Source organism: Rhodococcus sp. ACS1 (assembly GCF_002300155.1).
Classification (GTDB): domain Bacteria; phylum Actinomycetota; class Actinomycetes; order Mycobacteriales; family Mycobacteriaceae; genus Rhodococcus_F; species Rhodococcus_F koreensis.
The window spans coordinates 1,787,425-1,802,772 of sequence record NZ_NSDZ01000004.1; the positions used below are offsets into that span (position 1 = coordinate 1,787,425).

General features: G+C 71.6%; 9 protein-coding genes and 1 pseudogene. 6 read left to right on the forward strand and 4 right to left on the reverse strand.

Going from position 1 to position 15,348, the window contains the following annotated elements:
- Positions 1–1,378: 1,378 nt before the first annotated feature.
- Positions 1,379–3,658 (forward strand): annotated as a pseudogene (locus CJ179_RS54040) (cation-translocating P-type ATPase); the annotation flags it as partial.
- A gap of 53 nt (positions 3,659–3,711) precedes the next feature.
- Here CJ179_RS54040 and CJ179_RS54045 read toward each other — a convergent pair.
- Complete coding sequence (locus tag CJ179_RS54045; RefSeq protein WP_371851548.1) at positions 3,712–3,870, reverse strand: Rv1535 domain-containing protein; 159 nt, start codon at positions 3,868–3,870, stop codon at positions 3,712–3,714.
- Positions 3,871–3,924: 54 nt separating this feature from the next.
- Here CJ179_RS54045 and CJ179_RS20590 point away from each other — a divergent pair, with 54 nt between their 5' ends.
- A complete protein-coding gene (locus CJ179_RS20590; protein ID WP_072940334.1) occupies positions 3,925–4,197 on the forward strand; it encodes a hypothetical protein in 273 nt (90 codons plus the stop codon).
- 13 nt (positions 4,198–4,210) lie between these two features.
- Here the strand turns inward: CJ179_RS20590 and CJ179_RS20595 are convergent, their stop codons facing one another.
- Positions 4,211–4,717, reverse strand: coding sequence for a hypothetical protein (locus CJ179_RS20595; protein ID WP_072940337.1), 507 nt, complete (start codon positions 4,715–4,717; stop codon positions 4,211–4,213).
- Between the two features lie 113 nt (positions 4,718–4,830).
- Positions 4,831–5,100, reverse strand: coding sequence for an ANTAR domain-containing protein (locus CJ179_RS20600; RefSeq protein WP_072940340.1), 270 nt, complete (start codon positions 5,098–5,100; stop codon positions 4,831–4,833).
- Positions 5,101–5,235: 135 nt separating this feature from the next.
- Here CJ179_RS20600 and CJ179_RS20605 point away from each other — a divergent pair, with 135 nt between their 5' ends.
- From CJ179_RS20605 to recD, 4 genes are all read left to right on the forward strand, one after another.
- Positions 5,236–6,333: a GIY-YIG nuclease family protein gene (locus CJ179_RS20605; RefSeq protein ID WP_095862625.1), complete on the forward strand. Its 1,098-nt coding sequence runs from the start codon at positions 5,236–5,238 to the stop codon at positions 6,331–6,333.
- Positions 6,334–6,451: 118 nt separating this feature from the next.
- Positions 6,452–9,718 (forward strand): exodeoxyribonuclease V subunit gamma, encoded by a 3,267-nt coding sequence (gene recC / locus CJ179_RS20610; protein ID WP_095862626.1) that lies wholly within the window; start codon positions 6,452–6,454, stop codon positions 9,716–9,718.
- Positions 9,715–13,017, forward strand: a complete 3,303-nt coding sequence (locus CJ179_RS20615; RefSeq protein ID WP_257015656.1) for a UvrD-helicase domain-containing protein — start codon at positions 9,715–9,717, stop codon at positions 13,015–13,017. Before recC ends, CJ179_RS20615 begins: the two co-directional genes overlap by 4 nt.
- Entirely contained in the window at positions 13,014–14,882 is a 1,869-nt protein-coding gene (gene recD / locus CJ179_RS20620; RefSeq protein WP_095862628.1) for an exodeoxyribonuclease V subunit alpha, read from the forward strand. Before CJ179_RS20615 ends, recD begins: the two co-directional genes overlap by 4 nt.
- On the opposite strand, the gene CJ179_RS20625 is transcribed toward recD, so the two are convergent.
- Positions 14,800–15,330: a DoxX family membrane protein gene (locus CJ179_RS20625; RefSeq protein ID WP_095862629.1), complete on the reverse strand. Its 531-nt coding sequence runs from the start codon at positions 15,328–15,330 to the stop codon at positions 14,800–14,802. The genes recD and CJ179_RS20625 overlap by 83 nt on opposite strands.
- Positions 15,331–15,348 lie beyond the last annotated feature (18 nt).

The window sequence follows — 15,348 nt, forward strand, 5'->3', positions numbered from 1 at the left end:
GCTCGGGCCGGACGCCGCCGAACTGCTGCTCGCCACCGCTCAGGCCGTCGGCGACGTGCTGCGGCGCGCGCCGGCGTCTCTCGCCGTCGACGTGGCGTTGCGGTCGGCGATCACGGCGGAGGCGTGGTCCGGCCGGCGGGTGTGGCACCGCCGCGAACCCGAACTGGCCCGGGACCCCGCGGATGACTCGGCCAGCCGCCCCCGCGTGCGCGGCACGTCCGGACCGGTGGAGCGGGACGTCGACCGGGCGGCGATCGCGCAGTTCGCAGGGGCGACGGCGGTGGGGGTCGCGACCCGCAGTGTCGCGGGCGCCGCGGACGCGGCCCTGGTCGCCGCGCCGAAGGCGGCCCGCACCGCACGGGAGACCTTCGCCGCGACGCTCGGGCGCGGACTCGCCGACCGGCACTCCGTGCTGGTGCTGCGACCCGCCGCGCTGCGCCGCCTGGACCGGGTCGACGCGGTGGTCGTGGACCCGTCGGTGCTGCACACGGCGGAACTGCGGGTGAGCGGACTCCGTGCCGTTCGGGACGCCGACCGGACGCGGGTGTGGGAGTCCGCGAGGTCCGCCGTCGAGGCCGGCGCGCTCGGGGTGGGCTGGCACGCGCTCTCCGACCTGCCGGGCGATGTCGCCTCGGCCGCCGTGGACGAGGATTCCGCCGTCCTCGTGACGCCCGCCCACCACGCGAACGCGGCGGCCGTGCTCGCGCAGGCCCGCACGTCGGGCGCCCAGGTGATGTCGGTGAACGTGGACGGACTCGGCGGACTCCGCTCGGCTTTCGACGACCTGCTCCCGTCGAGCGGATCGCCGGATGCGGACCTCCGTGACGCCGTCGCGCAGTTGCAGGCGAACGGCGCGACGGTCGCGGTGGTGGCCGGCCACGCGCCGCACGCCCTGTCGGCGGCCGACGTCGGCATCGGTGTTCTCGCCGGCGGCGCCCCGCCGCCGTGGTGTGCGGACCTGCTGGTCGACGACCTCGCCGGGGTGTGGCGGGTGCTGCGGTCCCTGCCCGACGCCCGGACGGCGAGCCGGCGCGGCGTCGAGATCGCCACGGCGGCGTCGATGCTCGGTGCGCTCGTGATGCTGCCGGGAGTGCGCGGCCGCGGACCCGGGCCCGTCACGGTCGGTGCGGCGGCAGGATTGTGGACGGGACATTCTCTCGCGCGCAGTGTGCTGCGGGCCGAAATTCCCCCGGCCGCCCCGGTTCACGCCTGGCACGAGATGCCGGCGACGGAGGTGCGCCGGCTACTGCCCGTGCAAAACGACGTGGACGCCGCGACGTCCCGCCGCCGCTCGGTGCGTCTGGTGCTGACCCCGGTGGAGGCGATCGGGCGGCTCACCGCGTGGCCGGTCGGCCTGGCCTGGGACTTCGGGCGGGCGATGCGCACGGAGCTGTCGGATCCGCTGACCCCCGTCCTCGCCACCGGATCGGCGGCGAGCGCGCTACTGGGTTCGCCGATCGACGCGGTGCTCGTGGGATCGGTGCTCGCGGGGAACGCCGCGCTGTCGGCCGTGCAACGCCTGCACGCGGAACGACTGCTGAACAGGTTGCTGGCGGCGGGGGATCCGCCCGCCCACCGCGTCGCCGGATCCCCGAACAGTTGGGTGACGGAGCGGGTGGAGGCGTCGCGGTTGCGGCCGGGCGACGTGATCGAGATCTGCCCCGGCGAGGTGGTGCCCGCCGACGGCAGGCTCGTCGAGGCTTCGGGGGTCGAGGTCGACGAATCCTCGCTCACCGGGGAATCGCTGCCGGTGAGCAAGCAGACGTCGCCGACCCCGGGCGCACCGATCGGCGAACGTGCCTGCATGGTGTTCGCGGGCACCACAATCCTCACCGGCACGGCGACGGCGATCGTCACCGCCGTCGGCGACGCCACGGAAGCGGGACGTGCCGGTGCGATCACCCCGGCGAGTGCGGCGCATGTCGGTCTGCAGGCGCAGCTCAGAAGCCTCACCGACCGGGTGCTGCCCGTCAGCGTCGGGGGCGGGGCGCTGGTGACCGCCGTCGGATTCCTGCGCGGCACCGGACTGCGGCAGGCCGTCACCAGTGGTGTCGCGGTCGCGGTGGCCGCGGTTCCGGAGGGGCTGCCGCTCGTCGCGACCCTGGCACAGCAGGCCGCGGCACGCAGACTGACGAGATCGGGCGCGCTGGTGCGGGCGCCGCGGTCCGTGGAGGCGCTCGGCCGCGTCGACGTGGTGTGCTTCGACAAGACGGGCACCCTCAGCGAGAACCGCCTACGGGTGGTCTCCGCCGTTCCGCAGCCGGGTTTCGACCGCGACGACGTGCTCGCGTGCGCGGGCCGCAGCGCCGTCACCCGCGACGGCAGTCCGGCCGCGCACGCCACCGACGTCGCGATCGCCGACGCCGCAACGGACCTGCTGCCACCGGAGGGCGAGCACCGCAGTTATCTTCCGTTCCGATCCGGACGGCCCTACTCGGCCTCGCTGTCGGGGACGCACCTGTCGTTGAAGGGTGCACCGGAGGTCGTGGTCGCCGCCTGCGCCGGAATCGACGCCGACGAGGTCCACGACACCGTGCTCGGGATGGCCGCCGACGGGTTGCGCGTCATCGCCGTCGCCCGCCGGACCGTCACGACATTCCAATCGCGACGCGCGGCCGACGACGCCGACGTACTCGACGAACTGTGCGGCGGCGGGCTGCAACTCGTCGGACTACTCGGGCTGGCCGACACCCCGCGCCCCGAGGCGGCCGGACTGCTTCCCGACCTCGAACGCCTCCAGGTCGGGGTCCGGCTGATCACGGGCGACCATCCCGTCACGGCCACCGCCATCACGCGAGAGCTGGGACTGCCCGTGTCGTCCGAGCAGGTGATCAGCGGCACCGAATGGGACACCCTGTCGCACCGGGGGCAGGAGAACGCCGTCGAGAAGTGCGTCGTCTTCGCCCGGATGACGCCCGAGCACAAGGTGCAGATCGTGCAGACCCTCGAACGTGTCGGTCACGTCTGCGCGATGGTCGGCGACGGTGCCAACGACGCCGCCGCGATCCGGGCCGCCAGTGTGGGGATCGGCGTCAGCTCGCGCGGTAGCGACCCCGCCCGCAGCGCCGCGGACGTGGTGCTCCTCGACGGCCGCGTCGACGCGTTGCGCGACGCCCTCGATGAAGGCCGCCAGCTGTGGCGGCGGGTCCAGGCCGGGGTGGCGGTGCTGCTCGGCGGGAACGCCGGGGAGGTGGCGTTCGCCCTGATCGGCAGCGCGATCGCCGGACGGTCACCGCTCACCGCGCGTCAGCTTCTGCTGGTGAACGTGCTCACCGACGCTTTGCCGGCAGCCGCACTCGCGGTGAGCCCGCCCAACGAACAGACCCGGGGAGAGGGCCGCGGACCGGACAGTGCGGCGCTGTGGCGGACCGTCGCGATCCGCGGCGCCGCCACCGCGGCAGGCGCGACGACGGCGTGGGCGCTGGCGAGCGTGACCGGCAGGCAACGCCGGGCGTCGACGGTCGGGCTGGTCGCGCTGGTCGGAACGCAGCTGGGGCAGACGCTCATCGATTCGCGCAGCCCGCTCGTCGTCCTCACCGCGGGTGGGTCACTCGCCGCGCTCACCGTGATGGTCAGTACGCCCGGGGTCAGTCAGCTCCTGGGATGCACCCCGCTCGGACCGATCGGGTGGGCCCAGGCGCTGGGGTGCGCGGGTGCGGCGACCGCGGCAGCCGCGTTCGCACCGGGACTGGTGGAGAAGCTTGCGGGCGATCAGTCGACGATCTCGATCACGCCCGCCCGCAGCAGCACGGCGTACACCTCCCGGAGCGGTGGGGTGAGTACCCGGGTGACCACCCCGGTCAACGGGTCCGCGGCGCCGGAGAAAACACCGGCAGCGGTCTGGGCGACGGCACTCAGCACACCCGACACGGTTCACGGTCAAGGTGGCTGACCGGAAAACGGCACGCACAAGGGAGACGAACTATGGCCCAACGAACGTCGGAGGCGCAGTCGCACAGCGATGCCGTCCAGCGGGTGCAGGCGGCCCACAGCTTCGCCGTGCAGCTGCCGATCCTCGGCAGGGTGCCGCTGCCGCGCCCCGAGCAGCTGGCATTCTTCGCGGCGATCGGCCTGCTCGCCGCCGTCGAAATCATCGAATGGCCGGTTGCGCTGACCATCGCAGCAGGACACGTGCTGATCACCGATCAGCACAACCGGGCCGTCCAGGAGATCGGGGAGGCGCTGGAAGGCGTGTGACGCGGAATCCGGCTCAGGCGGGCGGGCAGGCCGGCGACGTCAACTGCGCGATCGCCACGATCGAGCAGGCCGTCGCCTTCGACAGTTTCCACGTCCCGTTCTCGCCGGGCACGAAGATGGCGGGCAGGGTGTTCTGCTGCACCTGGCCGTTGATCGTCAACTGCAGCTGCGCGCTGGCGCTGCCGTCGCCGTTGTCGATGACCGGGTCCAGCACCTGAACCTGCGCACCCGCCTGCTGAGCGGCGGCCGCGACCTGGTTGAACAGGTTCGGATCCTGCTCCGAACCCTCCACCATGGCGATCTTCTGGTCGAGCGGAGTGGCCGGGTCGAGGCCCTTCGCCAGCAGGGCGTTGAGGTCGGCGGCTGTCGGCAGAACGAGGTCGGCCGTCGTTTCGGTCGCCGACGTGGTGGTGGACGTGGTGGTCCCGCTCGAGCCGGACGACTCGTCGGAACCACAGGAGGACATCGTGAGGGCTGCGGCGATCGCTACCGCGGCAACCGTGATCTTGCGGATCGTCAACTCAGTTACCTCTTCGTATCTCGGTGCGCAGGTCGTTCGGTCTCACATCGAGTCTGAAGGTTTGCGGAGCGTCGCGCCGTCGAAGCCAGAGAATTCTCAGACTTCGCCCGAATTCATGCCGCCGTGCCGAACGCGCCGCGGTACGGCGTGGCGTGGCTCCACTGCAGGGCCGCAACGGTGACGTCGGACGCGGGAAGGTCGTCGTGATGGGTCTGGATGAACGCGATCAACGCGCGGGCGGTGCGGGCGAGGGCAACCTTGTGCTGCCGGGACGTCTCCGCGAGTTCGGTGAACGCGTCGTTCTCGGAGCAGCCGCGGAAGGCGATGAGGATGCCGACAGCGATGTCGACCGCCGTGCGGGTGGAGTAGCTGGGCGTCGTCATGAATGTTCTCCCAACCTGCGTCGGAACGGGTACCACTCCATCTTCCCGCACCGGGTACGACGTCGAAAGAGTTCGAATCGCCCGGTGTATTAGTCGTCCGAGTTCTTCACCGAGGTTTTCCCTTACGGTAGGGGCATGGCTACCGTCTGGACGATCCCGATCGACATCACTTCTCGCTGGCTCGACAATGCCGAGGTCCAGACCTTCCTCGCGTCCAACGACCTGGACAACGCGTCCCCCGACCCGCGGGTGCGGTTCGCGCAGTTCGCGGACGTCACGAAGTCCCTCGAACGGCACATCGGGCACACCTTCTCCTCCGTGCAGGGCGCCGCCACCGCACTGTTCGACGGCATCGACGGCGGTACTCCCGTCGCGTTGAAACTGGCGGCGCTGCGCCTGATCCTCAAAGAGGTGTATCAGACCCGCCATGCGCCGCAGCCGTTCCCGAAGCGGGTGGGTGAGGAACTCGGCACCTACGTCTACGCGCTCCTCGACCCCCGCAACAGGTCGGTGTTCTACGTCGGCTCCGGACGGGGCACCCGGGTGTACGGCTACGTGTGGGAGGCGCTCGCGGAGAACGAGCACCGGCAGACGCTCGAGGATCCGGAGACCGACGGCGCCGAGGTGAAGGCGGCGACGATCGCCCGCATCCGGGAGATCTACGACTCCGGCCACGAGGTCGAGCACTACATCGTGGCGCATCGCGTCGCGGACACCGGTGGCGTCGCCGACGCGGTGCGGGGTGGAGTCGTGGGAGCGCTGGGGCTCGTCGAGGGCGCCGAGCTCGGCAACCTCGCCGGCGGCGCGGGCGAGCAGCGGGCCGTACCCGTCGACGACCTCGTGTTGCAGTACGCAGCAGAACCCGTGCCGAACCTGCCCACTCCGTGCGTCGTCCTCGAGGTGCCCGCCGCGTCCCGGCGCGGCGTGACGTCGGAGGAGGTGTACGAACTGTCCCGCGGTGCCTGGGCGGCGGGCGCCGCCGTCCGCAACACCGACGACATCCCCGTGATCGTGTTCGCGGACAACATCGTTCGGGCCGCGTACCGCGCCAGGTCCTGGTCGTCGGTGGCACGACCCGGCGATGCGGCGCTGTGGCGGTTCACGGGCGAGTCCGACACCGAACTGGAGAGCCAATTCGTGAACAAGCGGATCGTCCCCGCCAAGGTCGGCCTGAAGAAGTGGCCCACCCACGGCTGGGTCCCGCACCTCACCCAGGCCCGCCCCGGCCGCTGACGTGAGCGGCAAAGCGTGCCCCGGCACACTTTGCCGCTCACCTGCGGAGTGGGCCTCCCGAGTCGGTGGGGTGTGGTAAGTCTGAGCCGACCGGAGTTGGGGAGCGAAGGGAGGCCACGTGCTCGTACTGCATCGCGCCGAGCGTTCCACCACTCTCGCGTCGGCTCTCGGCGACGTGCTCGCGACCCCGCTGTCCGATCCGTTCGCCCGTGAGGTCGTCGCCGTCCCGGCGAAGGGTGTGGAGCGCTGGCTCACCCAGCGACTCTCGACCGCGCTCGGTGCCCGGCCCGGCGTCGGCGACGGGGTGGCCGCGAACATCGACTTCCCGTCACCCGCCCGGCTCGTGGACGAGTGCCTCGCCGCCGCCACCGGAGTGTCCGCCGACGACGACCCGTGGCATTCGTCCCGGGTGCTGTGGGCGCTGCTCCGTGTCGTCGACGACTGCCTCGGCGAGCCCTGGTGCGCCGTCCTCGCGAAACACCTCGGGCACGGCCGCCCCGACGGCGACCCGGACGATCACCGGCCCGGCAGGCGCTACGCCACCGCCTCGCACCTGACCGAACTGTTCCGCAGTTACGCCGCGCAGCGGCCGGCGATGCTGGTCGACTGGGCGGCAGGCCGGGACACCGACGGTGCGAGCGGCCCACTCGACGACGACCTGCTCTGGCAAGCCGAATTGTGGCGGCGGCTGCGTGCGAGGATCGGCGGCCCCGCGCCCGCCGAGCGCCTCGACTCCGCGTGCGCCCGGTTGCGTGAGGAACCGGGCCGCGTCGAACTGCCCGGCAGGCTGTCGCTGTTCGGCCCGACCCGCCTCGCGACCGATCAGATCGCCGTTCTCGCCGCCCTTTCCGTCAATCGTGATGTGCACCTGTGGCTTCCGCATCCGAGTCCCGCGTTGTGGTCGTCGTTGTCGACGGCGGACGGCGTCCTCGCGCGCGCCGACGACCACACCGCCCTGTCCGTCGCCCACCCGCTGCTGTCGAGCCTGGCGCGGGACGTCCGCGAACTCGAGTCGAGACTGACCCGCCTCGACGTCGAGGACCTCCACCACGCGGGACCCCCGCCGTCGGACTCTCTGCTGGGGTGCCTGCAGGCGGATGTCCGGGACGACCGGGCGCCGGCGCTCGCCGAGTGCACCGCCGACGCGTCCGTGCAGGTCCACGCGTGCCACGGGCCTGCCCGTCAGGTGGAGGTCCTGCGCGAATGCCTCCTGCATCTCTTCGAGGACGATCCGACTCTCGAACCGCGTGACGTGCTCGTCATGTGCCCCGACGTCGAGTCGTACGCGCCGCTGATCCGGGCCGCGTTCGGGCAGGACGTGCTCGGGCACCCCGGTCACCGTCTGCGGGTCCGCCTCGCTGATCGGGCCCTGCACCAGACCAACCCGGTGCTCGCCGTGGTGTCCGGCCTCCTCGAACTCGCCGACGCGAGGGTGACGGCGAGTCAGATTCTCGACCTGTCGGCGGCCGCCCCGGTGCGCAGGCGGTTCCGGTTCGGCGACGACGACCTCGAACGGATCCGGGAGTGGGTGTCCGCGACGGGTGCCCGCTGGGGAATCGGGCCGCGACAGCGCGCGGCGTTCGGTCTCGGTGACTTCCCTCAGAACACGTTCACCACCGCACTCGACCGCATCCTGCTCGGCGCCGCGGCAGACGAGTCCGCGGGCGAATGGCTCGCCCTGGCTCTTCCGCTCGACGACGTCGACAGCAACGACATCGACCTCACCGGGAGGCTGGCCGAGTTCGTCGACCGCCTCGACGTCGCGCTGCGCGGGCTCGCCGGGCCGCAGTCGGTCGCGGACTGGTCGAGCGCGCTCACCCGGGCGCTGGACCTGCTCGTCGACGTCGGCGCCGCCGACACGTGGCAACTGGCGCAGGCCGGAAGGGAACTGGGGGCGGCGACGGAGCACGGCGGCGACACGGTCCTGCGACTGTCGGACGTGCGCGCCATGCTCGCCACCCGGCTCGCGGGACGACCCACCCGCGCGAATTTCCGCACCGGGGAGCTGACGGTGTGCACGATGGTGCCGATGCGCTCGGTGCCGCACCGCGTCGTCGTCCTCCTGGGGCTCGACGACGAGGTGTTCCCGCGGGGCGTGAGTGTGGACGGAGACGACGTGCTGGCCCGAAATCCTCTTCTCGGCGAACGTGATCCGCGCAGCGAGGACCGGCAGTTGCTGCTCGACGCCGTCATGTCCGCCAGTGAGAAGCTCCTGCTGTTCTACACGGGCGCCGACCCCGTCACCGGCATGTCCCGGCCTCCTGCGATCCCGCTGTCCGAACTGCTCGACGCGGTCGCGGCCACCGTCGGGAGCGATGCCCTCCCCGGCATCGTGACCCGGCATCCGTTGCAGCCGTTCGACGCCCGCAACTTCCGGCCCGAGCGTCCGTTCAGTTTCGACCGGGCGGCGCTGGCCGGTGCCCGCGCCGCGCAGCACCCACCCGAACCGGAACCCGCGTTCCTGCGGTCGCCGCTGGTGCCGCCGACGCCGGGGGACGTCGATCTCGCGGAACTCGTCGCGTTCCTGGTGCACCCGACGCAGGCGTTCCTGCGGCAACGGCTCGGGTTGCGGGTCCCCGACGTGGACGAGGACCTCGCCGACGCATTGGACGTGGCGCCCGATCCGCTCGCCCGCTGGGACCTCGGCCAGAGGATGCTCGTCGCGCGCCTGTCGGGAACCGAACCGGCCGACTTCCGCGCCGCCGAGTGGCGCCGGGGCACGTTGCCGCCGTTCAAGTTGGGGGAGGCGGTGCTCGGCGACATCGAGCACGCGGTCGAATCGCTCGTCGCGGTCAGCGGGTCCGTACACGTCGGACGCGCGGAGACCGTCGACGTCGACGTCGATCTCGGCAACGGACGGCGCCTCACCGGCACCGTGGGGGGTGTGCACGGATCGGTGATCGCGAGCACCACGTATTCGAGGCTGGGTCCGAAACACCGCCTCACCGCGTGGGCCCAGTTGCTGGCGGTCGCGGCCTCCGACCGCGACGGCGACACCGACTGGACGGCCGTGACGACCGGCCGCGGCTCGTACAGCCGCCCGGCGTGGCGCTCGACTCTGACGGCGCCGGAGAACGCGCTGGAGGAACTCGTGCGACTGGTCGAACTGCGCGATCTCGGGTTGCACGCGCCGTTGCCGATCGCCACGGGCGCGTCGGCTGCCTACGCCGAGCGACGGTTCGGCGGCAGCAGCATGGAGGACGCGATCGAGGCGGCCCGGAAGGAATGGAGCAGTGATTTCGGTGACGCACGCGACCGCCACATCACGTACGTGTACGGGGCTTCGCCCGGCATCGACGTCCTCGGCGACGCGGTGACGATCGAGAACTACGCCCGGCAACTGTGGGCGCCACTGCTCGCTGCGGAGACGGTGGCGCAGCCGTGACCGGCGCGCGAGGCTTCGACCTGCTCGGTCCGCTGCCGGAGGGCACGACGGTGCTCGAGGCGAGCGCCGGTACCGGCAAGACGTACGCGATCGTCGGGCTGGCCGCCCGCTTCGTCGCCGAGGGCGGTGTCGACTTGTCGCAGTTGTTGCTGGTGACGTTCAGCCGCGCGGCGACGCAGGAATTGCGGCAACGCACCCGTGAGCGATTCGGTTCCGCCGCAGCCGCATTGGCCGACCCCGCGACCGCGCGGCTGAGCGCGGACCACGTGATCCGGCACCTCGCCGAGGCCGAAGCCGACGAGGTGACGCTCCGGCGCAGGCGCCTGCTGCAGGCACTGTCGGATTTCGACGCCGCCACCATCGTCACCACCCACAGCTTCTGCCAGCGCATGCTCGACGGCCTCGGGATCGCGGGCGAACGCGACCCCGACACGGTGCTCGTCGAGGCCGCCGACGACCTCACGACGGAGGTGATCGCCGACCTGTACCTCCGGGCGTACGGTCGTGCCGACTCCGCGCCCTTCACACCCGCGGAGGCCACCACCGCTGCCCGCGCCGCCATCTTCGACCCGCAGGCCGTGCTCGCCCCGGAGGATGCGCGGGGCACCCCGGCCGGAGATCGGGTCGCGCTCGCCGAGGCGGTCCGCGCCGAAGTCGAGCGCCGCAAACGCGCGGTGGGGCTGCGGGACTTCGACGATCTGCCCATGCTCCTCCACCGCGTCCTCAGCGATCCCGAGCACGGTGCGGCGGCCTGCAGGCGGGTCCGCGAACGCTACAGCGTCGTGCTCGTCGACGAGTTCCAGGACACCGACCCCCTGCAATGGGACATCCTGCGCCGAACGTTCCACGACAGCGGAACGCTGGTGCTCGTCGGCGACCCGAAGCAGGCGATCTACGCGTTCCGCGGCGCCGAGGTGCTCAGCTACCTGGACGCGGTGCGCTCCGCCGACCGGCACCAGGAATTGACCACCAACTGGCGAAGCGATCAGGAACTCCTCGACGGCCTCGACTATCTGCACGGCGGCGCCGCACTCGGGCATCCTGAGATCGTGGTGCACCGCGTCGACGGTGCGAGGCCGAAGTCGCGCCTGACGGGCTCTGTGCCACTGCGACTGCGATACCTGCCGCGGACCGGCGCCGGGCCGATCAACAAGTCGGGATATCCGGCGGTGGGGCCGCTCCGGAAGAGGATCGCCGCAGACCTCGCCGCCGACGTCGTGGCCCTCCTCGACGGCGGCGCGACACTCGACGTGGGGGGGAGCGTCCGACTCGTCGAGCCCGGCGACATCGCGGTCCTGGTGCGCACCAACGCCCAGATCACCCTGGTCCACGACGCCCTCGACCGCGCCGGGGTGCCGTCCGTCCTCGCCGGCGGGGCCAGCGTCTTCACCACTCCCGCTGCGCAGCACTGGCTCTGGATCCTGCAGGCCATCGAGCAGCCGCACCGCGCCGACCGGGTGCGGCTGGCCGCGCTCACCCCACTGCTCGGCCACACGGCCGAGGAACTCGACGCCCGCGGCGACGACATCGTCGCGGAGGTCGGCGGTCAGCTGAGGGAGCTCGGCTCGGTGTTCGCGCAGTCCGGTTTCGCGGCGCTGTTCGAACGATTGTCCGCGGTCGGCGCGCTGGAGGCGAGACTGCTCCGGCTGGCGGTGGGCGAGCGGGCGCTGACCGATCTGCGGCACGTGGCGCAGTTGCTCAACGGTGCCGCCGTCGAGCAGTCGCTCGGCCTGACGGCGGTCACCCGCTGGCTCACCGAACGCATGAAGGATCCGACCTCGGGCGGGGTGGACCGCAGCCGACGGCTCGACAGCGACGCCGCGGCGGTGCAGATCGCGACCGTCCACGCCAGCAAAGGCCTCGAATTCCCGCTCGTCTACCTGCCGTACGCGTGGGACGCCGCCACGATCTCGAAACCGAGCAAACTGCTTCTGCACGACGACAACGGGCGCCGCGTCCTCGACGTCGGCGGCCCGGGCAGCCCCGGCTACGCCGACCGCAGGAACCGGCACGACGCCGAAGAGGCGGGGGAGGAGTTGCGGCTGCTGTACGTCGCGGTCACCCGGGCGATGTGCGGGCTCGTGATGTGGTGGGCGCCGGCGTTCACCACGGCAGGCGCGCCGCTGCACCGGATGATCCTGGGTCGGCAGTCCGGGCAGCGGGACGTCCCGCAGAAGGTCACCGTCCCCGAGGATCCTATTGTCGCGGAACGGTTGTCCGACTGGGGCACGGCGGCGCCGGAGACGGTGACCGTCGAGGCGGTGGGTTCCGAACCCATCCCGCGCGTCGGCTGGACACCGCAGCGTGAGGTCAGCGGAGACCTCGAGGCCGCGCGCTTCCGTCGGCTGCTGGACACGCGGTGGCGTCGCACGTCGTATTCGGCGCTGACGGCGTCCGCACACGACGCGCCTGCCGTCGGCAGTGAAGCGGAGGTCGAGGAGAAGACGGACGAGCCGGACGAGCCGCCGCTGCACGCGCCGGACGACGTCACCGCGGGATTGCCGTCGACGATGAACGAACTGCCGGGCGGCGCGACATTCGGCACGCTTGTCCACGCCGTCTTCGAGATCGTCGACACCGCGGCACCCGATCTGGACGACGAAGTCCTGCGATGCTGCCGCGACGTGATCGCGTCGACCCTGTCGGACGTCGATCCGGCCCAGCTCGCCGCGGCACTGGTACCGGTGCTGCGTACTCCGCTCGGCGCAGGGGCACTCGCCGACCTGGCACCCGCAGACCTGCTGGCGGAACTCGACTTCGAACTGCCCCTCGCCGGCGGCGACACGCCCTCGCTCACCGTGATGCTCGACGGCGTCGGCAGACTGCTGCGCACCCACCTTCCCGACGACGATTCGCTGCGGTCGTACGCCGACGCCGTGCAGACACTCGAACCGACACCGCTGCGCGGATACCTCACCGGCAGCATCGACGCGGTGCTGCGACTGCCCGGACCGCGGTACGTCGTGGTCGACTACAAGACCAACCGTCTCGCGCAGGGCGACCTGACCACCGCGCACTACACCCGCGAGAGGATGGCCGCGGAAATGCTGCGGGCGCACTATCCACTGCAGGCCCTGCTGTATTCCGTTGCGCTGCATCGCTACCTGCGCTGGCGGCAGCCGAACTACGATCCGGCGGTGCACCTCGGCGGTGTGCAGTACCTGTTCGTCCGCGGGATGGTCGGGCCCGGCACGCCACCGGGCTGCGGAGTCTTCGACTGGGCACCGCCCGCCGCGCTGATCACCGAGCTGTCCGACCTGCTGTCCGGGTCGGCCTCCACGCCGGAGGCGGCGCGATGACCGAGGTGCAGGTGGCGCAGCGCGGCAAGGGCATGCTGCGGATCTTCAACGAGGCCGGGGTCCTGGCCGCCGCGGACGTGCACGTCGCGCTGCGGTTGTCGGCGCTCGGCGGCGAATCCTCGGAAGACGTCGTGCTGGCGACGGCGCTGGCGGTGCGTGCGGTCCGGTCCGGTTCGGTGTGCCTGGACCTGACGCGGTTCCGGGAAGTCACCGTCGACGAGGAATCCGAGGTCGATCTCGACGCCCTGCCCTGGCCGGACGACGACACCGTCGTCGCGGCACTGCGCCGGAGCCCGCTGGTCACGGGTGGTCCCGCGGGACCGCTCCGACCGCTGCGGCTCGTCGACACGGCCGAGGGCGGGCTGCTCTACCTCGACCGGTACTTCCGGCAGGAGGCGACCATGCGGCGGGTTCTCGACCAGCGCGCCGTTGGGTATCCCGTCGTCGACGAGCAGTCGCTGCGGGACGGGCTGGACGCGTTGTTCCGCGACCAGCACGACGACACGGCGCCGGCTCCGTCGCCGGATCGGCAACGGATCGCGGCCGCGGTCGCGGCCACGCAATGGACGTCGGTGGTGGTCGGCGGACCCGGAACGGGCAAGACCCACACCGTCGCCCGGGTGCTGGCGTTGCTGACCAGGCAGCCCGGGCCGGGACGGCGTATCGCGCTCGCCGCACCCACCGGGAAGGCCGCGGCGCGGTTGCAGGAATCGGTGCGCGAGCAGGCCGACGCACTCGGATTGCCGCGCGAACTGAAAGCGATGACGCTGCATCGGCTGCTGGGCTGGCAGCGTGGACGCGGCAGCCGCTTCCGTTACAACGCGAACAACCACCTGCCCTACGACGTGATCGTGGTCGACGAGACGTCGATGGTGTCGCTGACGATGATGTGCCGGCTCCTCGAGGCCGTCCGCCCGGACACACAGTTGGTGCTCGTCGGGGACCCGGATCAGCTGACGTCCGTCGACGCGGGCGCGGTCCTGGCCGATCTCGTCGCCCGGCCGGTGTCGGGCACCGAGAATCCGGTGCTCGCCAGGATCGTCGGCGACGACCTCGACGCCGCCGACGATCCACTCGAAGCCGCCCTGAGTGCGGGCGAACGGGACAGGTTGCGGGGCGGAGTGGTCCGGCTCAGCCGCGGGCGGCGCTTCGGCGGCGCTATTGCCCAGCTTGCCGTCGCGGTGCGGGATGGCGAGCCGGACGAGGTCGTGGAGATCCTGTCGCGCGGTGCCCCGGAGGTGTCGTTCCATGGTCCCGAAGATCTGGACGCACTGCGGACGGACGTGGTGGCGACGGCTGCCGCGGTCACGGGGTCCGCGGAATCCGGCGATGTCATTGCTGCACTGCAGCATTCGGAGAAACACCGGCTGTTGTGCGCGCACCGGGAAGGTCCGTACGGCGTGCAGCGGTGGGCGCGGCAGGCGATGGAGTGGATCGGGGAGTCGACGGGGCAGCGACTGGACCCGGATCGCTGGTATCCGGGCCAGCCGCTGATGGTGACCGCCAATGATCACGAAACGAAGATCTACAACGGCGACACCGGGGTGATCGTGCGTCGGGACGACGATGAGCTGTTCGCCGCATTCGTTCGGGGCAGCGAACCGTTCCTGTTGCATCCGACGCATCTGTCCGCGGTGCAGACGGTGTACGCGATGACGATTCACCGCAGCCAGGGCAGCCAGTACGACACCGTGACCGTGGTGCTGCCCGGCGCGGCGTCGTCGCTGCTGACCCGCGAATTGCTGTACACCGCGATCACCCGTGCGCGAAAGCACGTGCGGATCATCGGGACCGAGGATGCGGTGCGGGCGGGAGTGCAGCGCCGGGTGCTGCGAGCGAGTGGGCTGCGGAGAGCGATTCCGTAGCCCGGCCCCGCACGGACGAGATCACGACGGCGAGCGTCGCCGACAGGAACACGACCTGCAGAAGTGTGCGGGGGATCAGCGCTTCGAACGGTCCCGTCGACAGTCCTTCCGCGGCGGCGTACACGTTCGCCGGGAACATCAGGATCAGCAGGGCGGTGAGGCACCCGGCTGCCCACGGCGCGGTGCGCCGGATCAGCAGTCCCGCGGCGCCGGCCAGTTCGAGCAGACCGGTCAGGGTCACCAGCAGGCCCGGGTTCGGCAGGGACGGCGGAACCATGGCGACGAGTTCCGCCCGCAGTCCGAAGAAGTGGGCCATCCCGGTCAGTGTGAACATGGCCGCGAGCCCACCCCGCAGGGCGACAGGCCACGGCCGGAACCGGCGCACGCCGGCCGCGCCCGCGGCGAGCAGTGCCAGAGTGACGGTGACGAGGGCGATCAAGGGTTCCATGCCAGTCTCCTGAATCGA

Coding starts and splice junctions, on each gene's coding strand:
- CJ179_RS20590 (WP_072940334.1), top strand. CDS start 3,925: ATGGCCCAACGAACGTCGGAGGCGCAGTCGCACAGCGATGCCGTCCAG.
- CJ179_RS20600 (WP_072940340.1), bottom strand. CDS start 5,100: ATGACGACGCCCAGCTACTCCACCCGCACGGCGGTCGACATCGCTGTC.
- CJ179_RS20605 (WP_095862625.1), top strand. CDS start 5,236: ATGGCTACCGTCTGGACGATCCCGATCGACATCACTTCTCGCTGGCTC.
- recD (WP_095862628.1), top strand. CDS start 13,014: ATGACCGAGGTGCAGGTGGCGCAGCGCGGCAAGGGCATGCTGCGGATC.
- CJ179_RS20625 (WP_095862629.1), bottom strand. CDS start 15,330: ATGGAACCCTTGATCGCCCTCGTCACCGTCACTCTGGCACTGCTCGCC.